The following is a 16,797-nucleotide window of genomic DNA, read 5'->3' as shown; positions in this document are numbered from 1 at the left end:
CCTGCCTGATATCCGCGGTGTACGGCGTGAAGCCTCTCGCAGGCCCGGATATTCCAGGACAGGACCGCCGTGACAGTGCATCACAGCGAGGACTCCCGTGCCGGCCCGAAAGACACGCTCCCCTGCGCCAGACGATACCGCCAGCCCTCTGGATGATCTGCCCTCCCTGCGCGGGCTGGTCGCCTTTGACGTGACGGTTCGCCTGGGCTCGATGACGGCTGCGGCCAATGAGCTGGATACCACCCAGCCCACCATCTCCCAGCGCATCCGCGCGCTGGAGGAGCACCTGGGCCATCCGCTGTTCGATCGCCAGGGCGGCAGGCTGATCCTCAACCACTACGGCGAGACCTTCCATGCCGAACTGGCAGGCGGACTTGGCCAGGTCTGCAGCGCCGTCACGGAAGCACGTCGCAAGGTGCACAAGCCGACACCGCGCATCACCATCGCCGCGGGTGCCGGTTTCGCCCACGTCTGGCTGCGCCCGCGGCTGGAGCGGTTGGAGCAGGCCTTTCCGGAGTGTCACTTCACGCTGCTGCCGATCGATCGCGATGAAGACCCGCAGATGCAGCAGGCCGATATCGCGATCCGCTTCGGCCCGCCGCTGACGGGCGATCATCGTGATACGCTGGTGGTCGCGGAGCGCGCCTTTCCTGTCTGCTCCCCGGATTACGCGCGGCGTCATGGGCTGGAGAAGGGGCTGGATGCCGAGGCGCTGTCGCGCATCACGCTGCTGCATCTGGACATGCGCGATAGCCGCTGGCTGGACTGGGCCACCTGGTGTCGTCATGCGGGACTGCCGGTACCGCGTCTCGACAAGGCCTTTCCCTTCAACAACTTCCCGCTGACGCTGAACGCCGCCGTCAACCATCAGGGGGTCGCGCTGGGCTGGAGCCACGTCATCCAGGACCTGCTCGACAACGGCTCGCTGATCGCCCTGACGCCGCATATCTCGCGTGACCGTCATGGCTATCGCATGAGCGTCCGCCATCCCAACAGCGCCGTGATCCAGCCCATCACCCGCTGGTTGATGCGCGAATTCTCAGGCCTGACATTGCCTGACGCCTGACGCCCGCCCTCCTCACTCATCAGCTCTCAGAGACCGGCCTGAAGATCGCGCTGTACCCGTCTGGCGCGCGCTGACAGCGGCCACTCCGCCCGCGTGATCCACCACAGCGTATCCACCACCTCGACATCCCCGTCTGCGGGTGCCACCACCTTGATGGCCTGAGGATTCTGGAAGGCCTCGCGTGCATGGCGAGGCACGACACTGAAGCCCAGCCCGCAGGCCACCGGTTCCAGAATCAGGCTGATCTGATTGGTGGAGCCACTGCGCGGCAATGAGCGGACCCCCGGATTGCCCGGGAAACGCCGACTGAGCAGTCGTGACGCCATGTCCTGGCCATCGGGATGATCGATGAAGCCCAACGTCTCGAGATCGCGCCAGTCATGGATCTCGACACCCGCCGGCACCACCAGCTCAAGTGGCTCGCGGGTCAGCTCCGTCACGCTCAGGCGCGGGTCATCCGGCTTCTGGGTGACGATGCCCAGCTCGAAGCGATTCTCCAGCACTGACTCCACCACTTCGCGCGTGGGGGCGAAGCGATGATGGATATTGAGACCGGGTGACGCCTGCTGCAGCGCCAGCAAGCGGGGGTAAAGCGCCAGTCCGATGCTGCCCGGCGTGATCAGCCGAATATCCCCGTGGCTGTCTTCATTGCCGGCCAGGCGCTGGGCCAGGCGCTGCTCCGCCGTCTCCATCTCGCGCGCGTAATCCAGCAACGCATGGCCGGCCGGTGTCAGCTCGAGCTTGCGAGGATGTCGAATCAACAGCTTGCCCAGCTGGGTTTCCAGATGTCGCACATGCTGGCTGACAGCGGCCTGGGTCAGATCGAGCTGCTCTGCGGTGCGCGTGAAATTGCCGACACTCACCAGAGTGCGGAAGGTACGTAACCACTGGGGTTGCAGCATGTCGGCTCCTCGTTGCGACAGTCATGGCGCCAGGGACGTGTCTGGCCTGACAGCCGGCAGTCCTGATCGGCGACAAAGCTGGTCCGCCATAACGAACTCTTATCACTATCATAACAGCTACGTAGTTTTCATTATTGCTCATGACGCCCAAGATGGCATCCAACGTCACGCAGACAGTGACTGAGCCAATTCCCTTCACGACTCCCTTCACGAGGTGAATCATGAGCAGCGAAAAGCACACACCGTATCCGCGCACCTTCTCCCACATCGGCCTGTCCGTCGGTGATGTGGAAGCCGCCGTCAAGTTCTATACCGAGGTACTGGGGTGGTACGTGGTGATGGAGCCGACCACCATCACCGAAGACGACTCCGCCATCGGCGTGATGTGCAGCGATGTCTTCGGTCCGGGTTGGGGCAGCTTCCGCATCGCCCACCTGTCCACCGGTGATCGTATCGGGGTCGAGATCTTCGAATTCCCGAACCACGAGACGCCGGAGAACAACTTCGAGTACTGGAAGACCGGCATCTTCCACTTCTGCGTTCAGGACCCGGACGTCGAAGGGCTGGCCGAACGCATCGTGGCCGCCGGCGGCAAGCAGCGCATGCCGGTACGCGAGTACTTCCCGGGCGAGAAGCCGTTCCGCATGGTCTACATGGAAGACCCGTTCGGCAACATCCTCGAGGTCTACAGCCACAGCTATGAAATGACCTATGCCGCCGGTGCCTATCAGAACGACTGATCAAGCCCCAGGCAGCGATGCACGCATGAGTCGATGACCGACGCATGCGTGCATCGAACCAGCGCCCCTTGCCCCCTGTCATCAGGGGGGCAAGGGGCTTTTTTCGTCATGGCCAGGCCCTATCACGGTCGCCTCTTGTCGATTGTTGAGCAATCATTCAAATTTGCGTAAGCTGGTAGGCAATCGATGGGCGCTACCGGACCAGCAATGCAGGGAGATTCCTTTCACCGACATCCGCTGTACTGCCTCCCCAGGCCCACACCCCACACCCAGTCTGTCCAGGAGTGTTCATGTCCACCCCAAAGCCCGTCTCCATTCTGGTATTCGACGTCAACGAGACCCTGCTCGACATCACCACCCTTTCACCGCTGTTCGGGCGCGTCTTCGGCGATGAAGGCGTGCTGCGTGAATGGTTCGCGCAACTGGTGCTGTATTCCCAGACCATGACGCTTGCGCATCGCTATACCCCCTTCGGTGAGCTTGGTGTAGGTGTCCTGAAGATGGTTGCCGATATCCATCAGGTCACGCTCAAGGACAGCGATATCGATGAGCTCAAGTCGCGCATGGCCGAGATGCCGGCTCACCCCGACGTCGCACCGGCGCTCGAGCGCTTGAAGCAGGCCGGTTTCCGCCTGGTGACCCTGACCAACTCTCCCGCCGGTGCCTCACCGACACCGTTGGAAAAGGCCGGCATCAGCGAGGCCTTCGAGCAGCACTTCAGTGTCGGAGCCGTGGAACAGTTCAAGCCGGCGCCCGCGACCTACCAGCACGTGGCCGAGCAACTCGAGGTCAAGCTCGATGACATGTGCATGGTCGCCTGTCACGTCTGGGATACCATCGGCGCCCAGGCAGCCGGCATGCAGGGTGCACTCCTGACGCGTCCGCACAATGCCGTGCTGCCGGCAAGCAATGTCCCGACACCGGACCATGTGGCCGATGAGTTGATGACCCTGGCCGATCACCTGATCGCCACCCGACACGCCTGATCTCCCCCGCTGGTGAAAGCCGCATGACAGACACGCCACGGCGCCTACTCAAGGCCCGTGGCGTGTCTGATTCACCTCTTCCCCCGCCTCACCTCCACCTCCCTGGTGATCTGCAGCCCTCTTCTGCCCCCTGCCTCTTGTCGATGCCTTCACTCCAGTGACCGGAACGTCTTGAGCATCTCGTCACGGGTCTGGCCGAGGGCCGTCTTGATCTCGGCATGCCGGCTGGCAATGCGCCATTCCGGTCCCAGTACCGAGATGGCGTAATGCCCCTGACTGGTCTCGAGCCCCATGGCGATGGCCGCGACCCCGCGGGTGTGCTCACCGGCGTCGTATGCGTATCCGCAGCGACGAATCTCCGCCAGCTGCTCGAGCAGCTCGGGCATGTTCGCGGTCTTCTCCGTGTAAGCCGTGAGCGCGGTTCCCAGCAAGTGCTTGACCTGCGCGTCCTGCAGGTGTGCCAGCAGGACCTTGCCACTGGACGTCGCGTGCAGAGAGAGGAAATTGCCGGCCATCGGCGATACCCGCAGGGGCTGCGGGGACAATACGGAGTGCAGTATCAGCAACTCGTTGCCGCTCAGGCTGCAGAGCACCACCGTCTCCTCGGTGGTGACACTCAAGGCTTCCAGAAATGACTTGGCGTGCGTGGTGATGTCGAGCTGGCTATGCCGTGCCAGTCGCATCAAGGCAGACCCCAGCCGGATACCGCCATGCCCATGAATCTCCAGCAGATCCTCCAGCGCCAGCGCGTCCACCAGCCGTTTGACGGTGGAACGCGGCAGCTCACTGCGCTGCGCGATCTCCCCCAGACTCATGCCCCGCTCATTGCCTTCCAGGCTCTTGAGAATCGCCGCGACCCTGGCCACGACCTGTACGCCACCGCCTTCACGTGTGGTCAAGTCACATCTCCTTAACAAGCTAACTACTTGCTCAACAAAACCACTGAATGGTACAGTGTACCGCATAACGAAACACCCACCGCGATATCTTCCTGCCCTTTCCGTCAGACGCGAGAACCTGCCAGTGGCTGCTGCTCAACCCTTCAATCTACGAATCGCTCTCGGCCTCGTGGGTATCCTGCTCGCCTCGCTGATGTCCGGTGTCGGCGAGCGAGTCACTCAGACGGTGCTGACGGATGTGATCGGTCACTTCGGCTTTTCCCATGATGAAGGCAGTTGGCTGACCACCCTCTACAGCGCCGCTGAAGTCTCGATGATGCTGCTGGCCGGCTGGTTGGCCGTCACCTTCAGCCTGCGCCGCTTCGCCATCGGTGCCTGTCTGTCACTGGCAGTGTTCTCGCTTCTGGTGCCACTGGCCGACAGTTTCCCGTTGATGGCGGGGCTGCGCGTTGCCCAAGGGCTGGCATCCGGCAGCATCCTGCCGCTGCTGATGATGTCGGCGCTGCGCTTTCTGCCGTGGCACAGCAAGCTCTATGGCCTGTCGGCCTATGCGATGACGGCCACCTTCGGCCCTTATCTGTCGTCACCGCTGGCCGCGCTCTATGGCGACCTGGGCGACTGGAATCTGGTGTTCTGGGAAACCGCGCCGATGTGTCTCATCGCGGCGGCGCTGGTGTCCTGGGGACTGCCACAGGACCCGCTCAAGCTGGAGCGCCTCAAGCAGTTCGACTGGCTCGGCGCCCTGCTTGGCGTCACCGGTCTCTGTGCTCTGGTGGCCGGCATGACCCAGGGCGAGCGTCTCGACTGGGGCAACTCCCCCGTGATCATCGCCCTGCTGGGCACGGGCGGACTGGCCTTCGCCGCCTTCCTGATCCATGAATGGTTCCACCCGTTGCCGCTCTACAAGCTGCAGCTCCTGGCCCATCGCAACTTCGCCTTCGGCATTCTTACCCTGTGTACCTTCATGTTCCTGACCCTGGCCGCCGGCACCATTCCCGCCGCCTTCCTGGGCGAGGTACAGGGCTATCGCCCCATGCAGCTGTTCCCGGTGATGCTGACCATGGCTCTGCCGCAGCTCGTGCTGGCACCGCTGGTGGCGACACTGATCAATCGCAGGAGCGTCGACAGCCGCTATGTGATGGCCACGGGCCTGGTGTTGATCCTGATCAGCTGCCTGCTGGGCTCGCAGCTCACCAGCGACTGGAACCGTGACAACTTCCTGCTCATCGAGGTGCTCAATACCCTGGGCCAACCGATGGTGGTCGTGCCGCTCTTGATGAATGCCACCGGCGCCATCAGTCCGCTGGACGGCCCCTTTGCCACCGCGATGGTCAACTCGCTGCGGGCGCTGTTCACGGTGGTGGCCGCCACCGTCTATGGCAGCTTCATCGTCCAGCGTGATGCCCTGCATTCGACCCGTCTGAGCGAGGCGCTGGGCCTGCAGGGCAATCAGCCCGCCGGCCTCATCCCGCTGGACGCCGCGCGCGATATCGCCACGCGCCTCTCCGAGCAGGCCGCGGTGATGAGCTACGCGGATGCCTACCTCGCCATCATTCCCTTCGTGGTGGCCCTGCTGGTGCTGGTCATGGTGTTGCCGGTGCGCGCCTACCCGCCGCAACCGGCACCTGCCGCCCGCCAGCACACCCACTCTCCTGCGACCTGAAAAGCGAGAACACGATACTGCCATGAACAAGACACGCACGACTCTGCTGCTGAGCGGACTGGCCCTGCTGCTGCTGATTCTCTATGCAGCGCTCTACTGGAAGGGTCACGATGGCCGCGAGGCCACCAACAACGCCTACGTGCGTGCCGATAGCGTGATGGTCACCCCACGGGTGGCCGGCCAGATCGACACGGTACGGGTGGAAGACAACCAGGTGGTTCACGAGGGGCAGATACTGGCCACGCTGGACGACCGTGATTACCAGGCCTCCCTGCATTCCGCCCAGGCGGATCTCGCCGCCAGTCAGGCGGCGGTAGGAGATCTGGACGCCAACATCGAACGTCAGCGCGCGGTGGTCCAGCAAGCCCTCGCCGAAGTGAAGGCGACCGAGGCGTCACTGCGTTACGCACGCAATGATGCCAAACGCTATCGCAGCCTGCGCATGACCAATGCCGCCTCCCAGCAGGACAAGGAAAAGGCCGATGAGGAACAGGGCATCTGGGAGGCACGACTCGTGCAGTATCAGGCCGCTCAGCGCTCGGCCGAGAAACAGATCGGTGTCCTGCAGGCTCAGCGCGTCGAGGCCCGCGCCGAGGTCGAGCGCTCGCGCGCCACGCTTGAGCAGGCAGCGCTGAACGTCGATTACACCACCATCCGCGCCCCCAAGGATGGCATCGTCACCCAGCGCTCATTGCGTGTCGGTGCCTACGTGCAGCCGGGCTCCTCGCTGCTGGCCATCGTGCCACACAAGGAAGCCTACGTGGTCGCCAACTATCTCGAGACCCAGATGGCCGAGATGGCGCCGGGCCAGCCGGTGGAGATGACGCTGGACAGCCTGCCGGGCAAGACCTTCCATGGTCATGTCGAGAGCATCGCACCGGCCTCCAGCAACGCCTTCTCGGCAGTGGCCAGCGAGAACGCCACCGGCAACTTCACCAAGATCACCCAGCGCATGCCGGTCAAGATCGCGTTTGACCCCGATCAACCCGACTTCGACAAGGTGCGCATCGGCATGTCGGTGATCACCCATGTCACCACTCGGGACGCCTCCTGATCCAAGGGACTCGCTCCCGGACGCGACGGCCGGCTAGCCGGCAAGACAAGACGCCCCATCTGTCAGTGACAGATGGGGCGTCTTGTCTTGCGTGCCCTTGCAGACAGGCGATGCAGGCGATACGGCCTGCCTGGACACTCCGGACTATCCAGACGATGGCGGGCACAGCTGCCAGTCGTCGTGCTCGATCTCCAGCATTGCCGCGATGGCGGCCGAGGCGATGACATGGGTCTGGCCATTGGCCTCATCATGCACATTCAGCCCACCGTGCACCACCGTGACCTCGGCGCGCCCGCGTGGCAACTCGCGTGTCACGACATCCACATCCACGGCCTCCGGTGTCTGTACGCCGATGGTGACCTCGACACGCATCTGACGATGGTCGATGCCCAGGGACTGAAACAGCACGATGGAGGAATGATGCAGGGCATCCTGCACTGCGCGGCAGGCGGCCTTGGTGTAGTCCTCTCCGTAGAGATCATTGCCGGTGCCCATCTCGAGAATGATGCGCTGCTCGCTCATGCCTGACCTCCTGACGGATGGCGGGTCTGTCGCGAAGCCTGAGGGTGCTCCGGCATGTCGGTACCGCTCGCCAGCATGTCAAACGACACGATGAGGGCGACATTGGCGATCACGCTCACCCCGCTGCCATCCGGCTTGGCCACGTCTAACCCGCCCTTGACCACCTTCACGCTGGGCTGGCCATAGGGAAAGATCCCCAGCAGGGCGTCACTGTCGACCTTGTCGGGCTGCTGCACGCCGATCTCGACCTCGATCAGCATCGCCTCCTTGGGAAAGCCGAAGGCATCCGCCACATTCAGGGAGTTGTGCCACAGGGCATCACGAATCCCGCGGGCCGCCGCCTCGGTGTAGTTCTGGCTGCGAATGGAAGTGCCCATACCGAACTGGGTCACCATGCGTGTCCTGGACATGTGGCCTCCTTGAGAAACGTCGTGCACCGCGCCATGGCGATGGTACGGAAATGAAGGCAAGTCAGAGCAATCTCTCGGCCTGCTCCGCCATCATCCGCCATCAAACATCACTTTTCCATACAATACGTTCCACTTTCATGGATATCCATCCGCAACTGGCGCGATAGGCCCGCCATCGACGCTAGACATCCCAGCGGGGCTTGAACCAGCCAAGCACCCAGCAGACCCCGACGAGCACCACCACCGAGGCGAAATCGCCGCGAAACAGATTCACCACCGCCAGACCGGCCGACACCAACTGGGCATTGGTGAGCGCGATGCTTCTCCAGCGCAATCTCTGATACTCCGCCTCTGTCATGCTGGCCTCCACGTCAGACGTCTTGAGCACGCTTCTCAGGCGGCTCACCGCTCACCCGCTGCTTGCCTCAAGCGATTGGCCACCGCTCTGGTGAGCGTAGTACAGGAAGAATGCCGAATTCAGCCTCCCTTCGCCTATCCGACAAAAAGACTCGCGCTGACATGGTGGCGTCACCTCAGGGTTGCTATGTTCAGAATTCCCTTGATCACAGGAGTCTGACATGACCCGCCTGACCGCAAAGGATTTTGCCCCCGAGTTGCTGGAGCTGTATGACGGCTATGTGCACGGCCAGATCACCCGCCGCCAGTTTCTGGATCGCGCGGCAGCCTTTGCCGTCGCGGGCATGACGGCCACCTCGATACTGGCCAGCCTCAGCCCGAACTACGCGCTGGCCTCACAGGTCGAGTTCACCGACCCCGACATCGTGGCCGAGTACATCACCTACCCCTCTCCCGAAGGCCACGGCGAGGTGCGCGCCTATCGAGTGACACCGGCCAATGCCAGCGGGCCGTTGCCCGGCGTGGTGGTGGTGCACGAGAACCGCGGCCTGAACCCCTATATCGAGGATGTGGCGCGGCGTGTGGCCAAGGCCGGCTATGTCGCGCTGGCGCCGGATGGCCTCAGTTCGGTGGGCGGCTATCCCGGCAACGACCCCAGGGGCAAGGAGCTGCAGGCACAGGTAGACCCGGAAAAGCTGATGAACGACTTCTTTGCCGCCATCGATTACCTGATGGCCGAGAACCGCACCACCGGCAAGATCGGCATCACCGGCTTCTGCTACGGTGGCGGGGTCTCCAATGCGGCCGCCGTCGCCTATCCGGAACTGGCCTGCGCCGTGCCCTTCTACGGCCGCCAGCCACGCGCCGAGGAAGTCGCCGCCATCCAGGCTCCGCTGCTCTTGCATTACGCCGAGCATGACGAGCGCGTCAACGCTGGCTGGCCCGCCTATGAAGCCGCGCTGAAGGAACATGACAAGGTCTACGAGGCCTACCTCTACCCCGGCACCCACCACGGCTTCCACAACGACTCGACCCCACGCTATGACGAACAGGCCGCCAAGCTCGCCTGGGACAGAACCCTTGCCTGGTTCGAGAAGTACCTGAGCTGACCTCAGGCGGCACCGGGGAAACAGCCACCAGCCTCGATACGACGAAGCCAGCCATCACCTGGATTGCGTGATGGCTGGCTTCGTCATTTCCGTGTGACCGGGGCCGATACTTCCTCAGGCTCAGGCCTGATCAGTTCAGAACAGGCCAGTTCTGAAAAAAGCTCAGCTGCACAGTAGCCCACTGGCGACGATCTCGCTGAGCGTGCCCTGCCCGATACCGCTGATACGGGTCAGCTGGCCGCTGGAACTCCATGGACGCTGACGGATGATGTCTGCGGCACGCGCCGGCCCGATATTGGGCAGCTGATCCAGCTGGTCGGCATTGGCGGTGTTGAGGTCGATGCAGGTCTGACTCGCCGAGCTGGAGGTCTTTGACGCCCTGCGGGAGGCGACCTCTGCCCCGGCTGCCTGCGGCTGACCACCCTCCAGCGGCAGCAACGCCAGTGTCTCGCCGGTCACCGACAGATAGATCGGGGCGTGGTCCGAGACATCGGCACGCGCTGTCTCATGACTGATGCCCAGATAGTCCGGGAAGCGGAACACATCGCCATTGGCCTTGGGCCATTCGCTCGGCACATACCAGATGTTGTCGTAGAGCGAGGCATAGCGGCCATCGGTCTTGGAGAGTGTCGTTGCGCCTTCGGTGATCAGCGGGCGCAGGCCGAGGGTACGCAGATCTCCCCACGCAGGCTCGGACGGTGCCATGTTGAAGTCGCCCATGATGATCGCCGGAGTGCCGGGCGAGATTTCCTTCATCAGGTCATAGATATCCGCCAGCGCGCGGATTTCCGGCGAGCGATCCGCCTTGCTGTCGCCATAGACGATGTGCACGTTGGCGGCGCTGAAGGCCCGCCCAGTGTCCTTCTCGACGAAGGTGGCGAGCAGCGGCTCGCGCGAGAACACATCCTCGGGATCGAGATAGACGGTAGCCCCGCCCTGATAGGCGATCGTCTTGTCGCGATACAGATAGGCGTAACGCTCGGTATAGGTGCTGCGCCCCACCGCATGACTGACCAGGCTGTCCCACTCGTCGCCGGTCAGGGCCTCCAGCTGCTGCTCGAGCTCGCTGACGACCTCCTCCTTCATCACCTCCTGCAGGCCGATCAGATCCATGTGGCTGGCCACCGCCGCGACCTGCTCGAGATGCTTGCCGTTGTTCCAGCCGGCATGCTTCAGATTCCAGCTGGCAATCACCGCATTCGCCTGACTGCTGGCCGCAGCGCCCAACAGCACGGGGACTGCCAGCGCCGTCACCATCCGCCTGACAATCCGCTCAAGCCGAGAGCCATCAGAGGGCTGTCGGCCGCGCGTGTTGTTGCTGATGCTACTCGTGCTGCTGTTGCTGGCGATATTTGAGTGACTGCTGCTCGAATTGCTGACGCTACCGCGATGACCTGTGCGTATCACTGCATGACCCTTGACTGATGACTCGTACACAAAAGACCGTAAGGCCCTGTATCTTATGGACTTGTCGTCAAGGTTTATAGAACCATGATGTTATTTATTACCCTTTGCGCGACTTTCGATGACTACCGGGTCAGCCACACGCTCACGACGGTCGCCACTTGACCTTGCAGCGCAAGCTCTTACCCTCGACTCACAGCGTCTTCCCTGTCTTTCACCACGAGCTCCCATGACCCCATCGCCATCCCACTCCCCCGGCAACGCGTTGCGCCGTCTGCGTCAGACCACGCCACTGGTGCACAACATCACCAACCATGTCGCCATGACACCGACCGCCAATACCCTGCTGGCCATCGGGGCCTCGCCGCTGATGGCGCATGCGCAGCAGGAGATCCAGGAGATCTCCGCCATCAGTGCGGCGCTGTCGATCAATATCGGCACCCTATCGCCCAGCTGGATAGAGGCCATGCAGCTGGCGGCGATGTGCGCCCACCGCGATGGCAAACCCTGGGTGCTGGACCCCGTCGGCATCGGCGCCTCCAGCCTGCGCCAGTACGCGTGCCGCGCGCTGCTGGAATATCGCCCCAGCGTGATACGTGCCAATGCCTCGGAGGTGCTGGCGCTGGCCGGCGAGATGAATCAGGGCCGTGGCGTGGACAGCGGCGATGACAGTGAGGATGCGCTGGAGCGCGCCAGCCGCGCCGCCGTCGCCCTGGCGCGCACGCAGAACTGCGTGGTGGCGATGACCGGCCACGCCGATGTCGTCACCGATGGCCAGCGGCAAATCACGATTCAGGGCGGCCATGCGCTGATGGGCCGCGTCACCGCCATGGGCTGCGCACTGAGCAGCGTGGTCGCCGCCTTCCTCGCCGCCTCACTCGACGGACATGACGACACCTTGCAGGCCACCGCCGCCGCGCTGGCCTGTTACGCCGAGGCCGGTGAGACGGCGGGCCAGTCAGTAGAAGGCCCGGGCAGCTTCGTGCCACGCTTCCTGGATGCCCTGTATACTCTCGACGCCGATTCCACTCTGCTTGCCTTTCGCCTGGAGCTGACCGATGTCACTTGATCTATCCCTTTACCTGGTCACCGACCCCGCGCTGTGCGCCGAGCGCGGCCTGGAAGCCACCGTGATGGCCGCCGTGCGCGGCGGCGTCAGTGTCGTGCAGCTGCGCGACAAGCACGCCAGCGACGAGGAGATGATCGCCCAGGCCATCCGCCTCAAGGCGCTGCTGGACGAGTACGAGGTGCCGCTGATCATCAATGACCGCATCGAGGTCGCGCTGGCCAGTGGCGCCGATGGCCTGCACATCGGCCAGAGCGATGGCGACCCGGTCGAGGCGCGTCGCCGTCTGGGCGAGGACGCCTTGATCGGCCTGTCGGTCCAGGCGCTTGAGCAGCTCAAGGCCGTCGATGTCGAGCGCATCGACTACCTCGGCCTCGGCCCGGTCTATGCCACCGCGACCAAGCCCGATCACGCCGCACCGCTGGGCATCGAAGGACTCACCCAGCTGGTGCGCTCAAGCCCGCTGCCGACGGTCGCCATCGGCGGTATCTCGCTGGCCAATGCGGGAGACGTCATGAGCAGCGGCACTGACGGCCTCGCCGTGGTCTCGGCGCTGTGTTGTGCCGAGGACCCCGCCGCCGCCGCCCAGCAATTTCTGGCGCAGTATCCTTTCTGATCTGATCCTGCCCATCAGCTAGAGACGACAACGCCCGCCATGGTCAGCCATGGCGGGCGTTGTCGTCTTTGCTAAAGGGTCTGCCTGAGCGGATCAGCTGGCCGCGAGATCACTCTCGGCATTGGCCACCAGCGCGAACTCTTCCTCGGCGGTCTTCGCCACCAGCTGATGGCGGCTGAAGATGGCGTAGTAGGCGATGCCCACCACGAACAGCACCAGAGTGTAGTTGAAGGCGCGCGGGTCAAAGGCATAGACCCCGGTCAGCGCGATCAGCGACAGCACCAGCGCGATGGCGGAGGTCACGATGCCACCCGGCGTACGATAGGGGCGCGCCATCTGCGGCTGGCGCAGGCGCAGCAGGATGTGGCTGGCGGCCATCAGTGCGTAGGAGACGGTCGCCCCCACCACCGCCATGCCCAGGATCAGATCGCCTTCACCGGTCAGCGAGACCAGGAAACCGAAGACGCCCGGCACCACCAGCGCCCAGGTCGGCGCCTTGCGCTTGCTGGTCAGCGACAGCGTCTTGGGCAGATAGCCGGCCCGTGACAGCGCGAACACCAGACGGCTGTAGCCGTAGATGATCGAGAAGAACGAGGCCACCAGCCCGGCCAGTGCCAGCACGTTGACCAGCGTCGCCAGCCCTTCGCTGCCGGTCGCGTTCAGCGCATCCACCAGCGGCACGGCACTGCTGCCGATCGCCTCGGCACCGGCGGCACCGGCCAGCAGGAAGACGACGAGCACGGCGGTGAACATCAGAAACAGCATGGCGCCGATGATGCCACGCGGGACATCACGAGCCGGGTTGCGCGATTCCTCTGCCGCCAGCGGCACCCCTTCCACGGCCAGGAACAGCCACATGCCGAAGGGCAGCGCGGCCCAGATGCCATACCAGCCATTGGGCATGAAATCGCTGGCACCCCAGGCATCCGTCGGCGCGATGTCGAACAGGCGGCTGCTGTCGAAGTCACCGATCAGCGCCACCGCGGTGGCGATGATCGCGAACACCGCCAGGCCGCTGATCACCATCATCACCTTGAGCGCCTCGCCAACCCCCGCCAGGTGGATACCGATGAATACCAGGTAGAAGATGGCGTAGATGATCGGGCCATTGATGCCCAGCAGCGACTCCACCGCGCTGCCGATGAAGATGACGATGGCTGCGGGGGCCAGCGCATATTCGATCAATACCGCAAGGCCCGTGAGATAGCCGCCAGCCGGGCCCGTGGCCTGACGCGCGAAGCTGTAACCGCCGCCGGCGGCCGGTATCGCCGCTGACATTTCCGCCAGCGACAGCACCAGCGGCAGATACATGATGCCCATCAGTAGCGCCGCGATCGCGAAGCCTCCCCAGCCCGCCTCCGCGATACCGAAATTCCAGCCGGCGAAATCGCCGGAGATCACATAGGAGACCCCGAGTCCCGCCAGCAGAATCCAGCCCGCCGTGCCCTTCTTCAACTGCCGTCTGGCCAGATAGTCCTGCTCGTTGGTGTCGTGATTCATGTCGTGATTCGTGTCGCGAGTCATGGTGCCGCCTTGATTCCGTCAAGCATTGTCATTGTTGGATCGGGAGATTCCCGCTGATGCGCTGCCATACCCTCAGGACAGCAGGAAGTTCTGGATACCGCCCCCGCTCTCCAGCGAGTTGTCACCACTTCTGTCCTTGAGCCCCACCCCGGTGAGGCCGAGCTTGCGGGCCTCGCACAGCAGGTAATGCAGCCGCTGGGCGGCCATGGCGAAGTCGAGCCCTGCCGGGCGCACGTTGGAGATGCAGTTGCGGCTGGCATCGCTCAGGCCGACGCGCGGCTGCCAGGTCAGATAGAGCCCGAGGCTGTCCGGAGAGCTGAGGCCGGGACGCTCGCCGACCATCACCAGCACTGCACGGGCCTTGAGCAATTCACCGACTTCATCGCCGATCGCGACCCGCCCCTGCTCCACCACGCTGATCGGTGCCAATGACCAGGCATCGGGCCCGTCTTCTGCCAGCGCCTCCAGCAATGCGGCGATGAACGGCGCGGCATTGTTCTGCACCGCCAGAGACGAGAGCCCATCGACGACCACGATGGCCAGATCGGCAGGCTGGGCGTCGAGGGCGGAGAGCTGCTGACGCGACGCCTCATCGAGCCGTCGCCCGTAGTCGGGGCGTTGCAGATAGGTGGTGCGATCCACGGCGCGACTGTGCAGTCGCTGGATCTGCGGGGCGTTCTCGAGCGCAGACAGCTGCTGGAGATCTTCGGTCAGCCGGGGAATCTCCAGCGGCAGATGGACGGCGTCCTGCGCGCGGGCATGCGCCAGCTGGAATTCCAGCGACCGGTTGGTCGGCAGGCTGATGCCGGCGCGGCCCAGGCCGATGCGCGCATCCGTGAACTGCCCCAGCAACTGCCAGGCATTGGGCGTGACGATGGCGGGCGACTCGCTGACAGCCGTTCCCTGCTGGCCCTCGCGAGCCGCGCATGACGTATCACTGGGGGAGGAGTCGTGGCTCATGCCTCACCTCCGGACACCTGACGCAGGGAATCGGCAAAGCAGGATGGCATGTCAGCGGGCAGCTTCTGCTGGGCGACATCGGTGAAGATCTGCATCTCCTCGAGCCAGGCGGCGAATTCCGGCGCCGGGCCCAGGCCCAGCACCCGCCGGGCATAGAGAGCATCGTGGAAGGAGGTGGTCTGATAGTTGAGCATGATGTCATCGGAGCCGGGGATGCCCATGATGAAGTTGCAGCCGGCCACCCCGAGTAGCGTCAGCAGGGTATCCATGTCGTTCTGGTCGGCATCGGCATGATTGGTGTAGCAGATGTCGCAGCCCATCGGCAGGCCCAGCAGCTTGCCGCAGAAGTGGTCCTCGAGGCCGGCGCGGATGATCTCCTTGCCATTGAACAGATACTCGGGGCCGATGAAGCCGACCACGGTGTTCACCAGCAACGGCGAGTACTTGCGGGCCACCGCATAGGCACGCGCCTCGCAGGTCTGCTGGTCCAGGCCGTGATGGGCATCGGCGGACAGCGCACTGCCCTGGCCGGTCTCGAAATACATCACGTTGTCGCCCACCGTGCCGCGCTTGAGCGACAGTGCGGCCTGCTGGGCCTCCGCCAGCACGGAAAGCTCGACGCCGAAGCTCTCGTTGGTGGCCTGGGTGCCGCCGATGGACTGGAAGACAAGATCCACCGGAGCGCCCTGCTCGATGCATTCAATGGTGTTGGTGACGTGGGTGAGCACGCAGGACTGGGTGGGGATTTCGTATTTCTGGATCACTTCATCCATCAGACGCATCAGCTTGATGCTCTGGGCCACGTTGTCGGTGGCCGGATTGATGCCGATCACGGCGTCGCCGTTGCCGTAGAGCAGGCCATCGAGAATGCTGGCAGCGATGCCGGTGACATCATCGGTGGGATGGTTGGGCTGCAGGCGGGTCGAGAGATGGCCACTCTTACCGATGGTATTGCGAAAGGCCGTGACCACCTCGCACTTCCTGGCGACCAGAATCAGGTCCTGATTGCGCATCAGCTTGCTGACCGCCGCAGCCATTTCCGGGGTGATGCCGGCACGCACCTGCGCCAGCACCGCAGGCGTCGCGAGGTCACTCAGCAGCCAGTTGCGGAAGTCGCCGACGGTGAGATGCGCGATCGGCAGGAAGGCTACCGGATCATGCTCATCGATGATCAGGCGGGTGATGTCGTCCTGTTCGTAGGGGATCAGCACGTCGTTCAGGAAGGTCTTGAGGGGCAATTCGGCCAGACACAGCTGAGCGATCACTCGCTCTTCGGCGGTTTCCGCGATCACGCCAGCAAGGCGATCTCCGGAGCGGGCGGGGGTCGCCTTGGCCATCAGCTCGGCCAGACTGGCGAAGCGATGGACCTGACTGCCCAGGGTGTAACGGTATTCGCGACTCATGGGTGATTCCTTGCACTGACAGATGTCATTTCATCTCAGTCGTTTTGCAGGAATCACGCCAATTTCTTCAGGTCCCTCTTTGGTCCTGCACATGCCTGCAGACCCCACGCTGCAAG

17 protein-coding genes are annotated in these 16,797 nt (G+C 63.7%); 8 read left to right on the top strand and 9 right to left on the bottom strand.

Annotation, left to right across the window (positions count from 1 at the left end; all coding sequences use genetic code 11):
* Positions 1-97: 97 nt before the first annotated feature.
* On the top strand, positions 98-1,066 hold the full coding sequence (locus HXS66_RS15980; RefSeq protein ID WP_176504036.1) for a LysR substrate-binding domain-containing protein: 969 nt from the start codon (positions 98-100) through the stop codon (positions 1,064-1,066).
* Between the two features lie 26 nt (positions 1,067-1,092).
* Here the strand turns inward: HXS66_RS15980 and HXS66_RS15975 are convergent, their stop codons facing one another.
* Positions 1,093-1,968: a LysR family transcriptional regulator gene (locus HXS66_RS15975; protein ID WP_077373989.1), complete on the bottom strand. Its 876-nt coding sequence runs from the start codon at positions 1,966-1,968 to the stop codon at positions 1,093-1,095.
* A gap of 221 nt (positions 1,969-2,189) precedes the next feature.
* Between HXS66_RS15975 and HXS66_RS15970 the strand changes: the two genes are divergently transcribed.
* Together HXS66_RS15970 and HXS66_RS15965 are read left to right on the top strand one after the other, a co-directional pair.
* Complete coding sequence (locus HXS66_RS15970; protein WP_077373992.1) at positions 2,190-2,708, top strand: lactoylglutathione lyase family protein; 519 nt, start codon at positions 2,190-2,192, stop codon at positions 2,706-2,708.
* A 290-nt stretch (positions 2,709-2,998) separates the two neighbouring features.
* A complete protein-coding gene (locus HXS66_RS15965; RefSeq protein ID WP_176504035.1) occupies positions 2,999-3,694 on the top strand; it encodes a haloacid dehalogenase type II in 696 nt (231 codons plus the stop codon).
* A 149-nt stretch (positions 3,695-3,843) separates the two neighbouring features.
* On the opposite strand, the gene HXS66_RS15960 is transcribed toward HXS66_RS15965, so the two are convergent.
* Positions 3,844-4,593 (bottom strand): IclR family transcriptional regulator, encoded by a 750-nt coding sequence (locus tag HXS66_RS15960; protein ID WP_176503987.1) that lies wholly within the window; start codon positions 4,591-4,593, stop codon positions 3,844-3,846.
* A gap of 124 nt (positions 4,594-4,717) precedes the next feature.
* On the opposite strand from HXS66_RS15960, the gene HXS66_RS15955 reads away from it, so the two are divergent.
* Positions 4,718-6,256, top strand: a complete 1,539-nt coding sequence (locus tag HXS66_RS15955; RefSeq protein ID WP_218015196.1) for an MFS transporter — start codon at positions 4,718-4,720, stop codon at positions 6,254-6,256.
* A gap of 22 nt (positions 6,257-6,278) precedes the next feature.
* Positions 6,279-7,310 carry an HlyD family secretion protein gene (locus HXS66_RS15950; protein ID WP_084208260.1) on the top strand — a complete coding sequence of 344 codons (1,032 nt, stop codon included), beginning with the start codon at positions 6,279-6,281 and terminating at the stop codon, positions 7,308-7,310.
* 144 nt (positions 7,311-7,454) lie between these two features.
* Here HXS66_RS15950 and HXS66_RS15945 read toward each other — a convergent pair whose 3' ends face one another.
* From HXS66_RS15945 to HXS66_RS15935, 3 genes are all read right to left on the bottom strand, one after another.
* A complete protein-coding gene (locus HXS66_RS15945; RefSeq protein WP_176504033.1) occupies positions 7,455-7,832 on the bottom strand; it encodes a Lin0512 family protein in 378 nt (125 codons plus the stop codon).
* Positions 7,829-8,242 carry a Lin0512 family protein gene (locus HXS66_RS15940; protein ID WP_176504032.1) on the bottom strand — a complete coding sequence of 138 codons (414 nt, stop codon included), beginning with the start codon at positions 8,240-8,242 and terminating at the stop codon, positions 7,829-7,831. Before HXS66_RS15940 ends, HXS66_RS15945 begins: the two co-directional genes overlap by 4 nt.
* Before the next feature lie 181 nt (positions 8,243-8,423).
* Positions 8,424-8,600 carry a hypothetical protein gene (locus HXS66_RS15935; protein ID WP_157109441.1) on the bottom strand — a complete coding sequence of 59 codons (177 nt, stop codon included), beginning with the start codon at positions 8,598-8,600 and terminating at the stop codon, positions 8,424-8,426.
* Positions 8,601-8,820: 220 nt separating this feature from the next.
* On the opposite strand from HXS66_RS15935, the gene yghX reads away from it, so the two are divergent.
* Positions 8,821-9,708 (top strand): YghX family hydrolase, encoded by an 888-nt coding sequence (yghX, locus tag HXS66_RS15930; RefSeq protein ID WP_176494380.1) that lies wholly within the window; start codon positions 8,821-8,823, stop codon positions 9,706-9,708.
* 162 nt (positions 9,709-9,870) lie between these two features.
* Here the strand turns inward: yghX and HXS66_RS15925 are convergent, their stop codons facing one another.
* Positions 9,871-10,965, bottom strand: coding sequence for an endonuclease/exonuclease/phosphatase family protein (locus HXS66_RS15925; RefSeq protein WP_176504031.1), 1,095 nt, complete (start codon positions 10,963-10,965; stop codon positions 9,871-9,873).
* A gap of 376 nt (positions 10,966-11,341) precedes the next feature.
* Here HXS66_RS15925 and thiM point away from each other — a divergent pair, with 376 nt between their 5' ends.
* Positions 11,342-12,181 carry a hydroxyethylthiazole kinase gene (thiM, locus tag HXS66_RS15920; protein WP_176504030.1) on the top strand — a complete coding sequence of 280 codons (840 nt, stop codon included), beginning with the start codon at positions 11,342-11,344 and terminating at the stop codon, positions 12,179-12,181.
* Positions 12,171-12,794 carry a thiamine phosphate synthase gene (thiE, locus tag HXS66_RS15915; RefSeq protein ID WP_176504029.1) on the top strand — a complete coding sequence of 208 codons (624 nt, stop codon included), beginning with the start codon at positions 12,171-12,173 and terminating at the stop codon, positions 12,792-12,794. Before thiM ends, thiE begins: the two co-directional genes overlap by 11 nt.
* Before the next feature lie 93 nt (positions 12,795-12,887).
* Here the strand turns inward: thiE and eat are convergent, their stop codons facing one another.
* The 3 genes from eat to HXS66_RS15900 all read right to left on the bottom strand — a co-directional run bounded on the left by eat (position 12,888) and on the right by HXS66_RS15900 (position 16,681).
* Positions 12,888-14,318, bottom strand: a complete 1,431-nt coding sequence (eat, locus tag HXS66_RS15910) for an ethanolamine permease (protein ID WP_255303309.1) — start codon at positions 14,316-14,318, stop codon at positions 12,888-12,890.
* A 72-nt stretch (positions 14,319-14,390) separates the two neighbouring features.
* On the bottom strand, positions 14,391-15,278 hold the full coding sequence (gene eutC / locus HXS66_RS15905; protein ID WP_176504028.1) for an ethanolamine ammonia-lyase subunit EutC: 888 nt from the start codon (positions 15,276-15,278) through the stop codon (positions 14,391-14,393).
* On the bottom strand, positions 15,275-16,681 hold the full coding sequence (locus HXS66_RS15900; protein WP_176504027.1) for an ethanolamine ammonia-lyase subunit EutB: 1,407 nt from the start codon (positions 16,679-16,681) through the stop codon (positions 15,275-15,277). The genes eutC and HXS66_RS15900 overlap by 4 nt, the downstream gene beginning before the upstream one ends.
* Positions 16,682-16,797: the final 116 nt, after the last annotated feature.

Source organism: Cobetia sp. 5-11-6-3 (assembly GCF_013374055.1).
GTDB lineage: Bacteria > Pseudomonadota > Gammaproteobacteria > Pseudomonadales > Halomonadaceae > Cobetia > Cobetia marina.
Note: the sequence above shows the minus strand (reverse complement) of the source record. Positions and strands in the feature narration are given on the sequence as shown.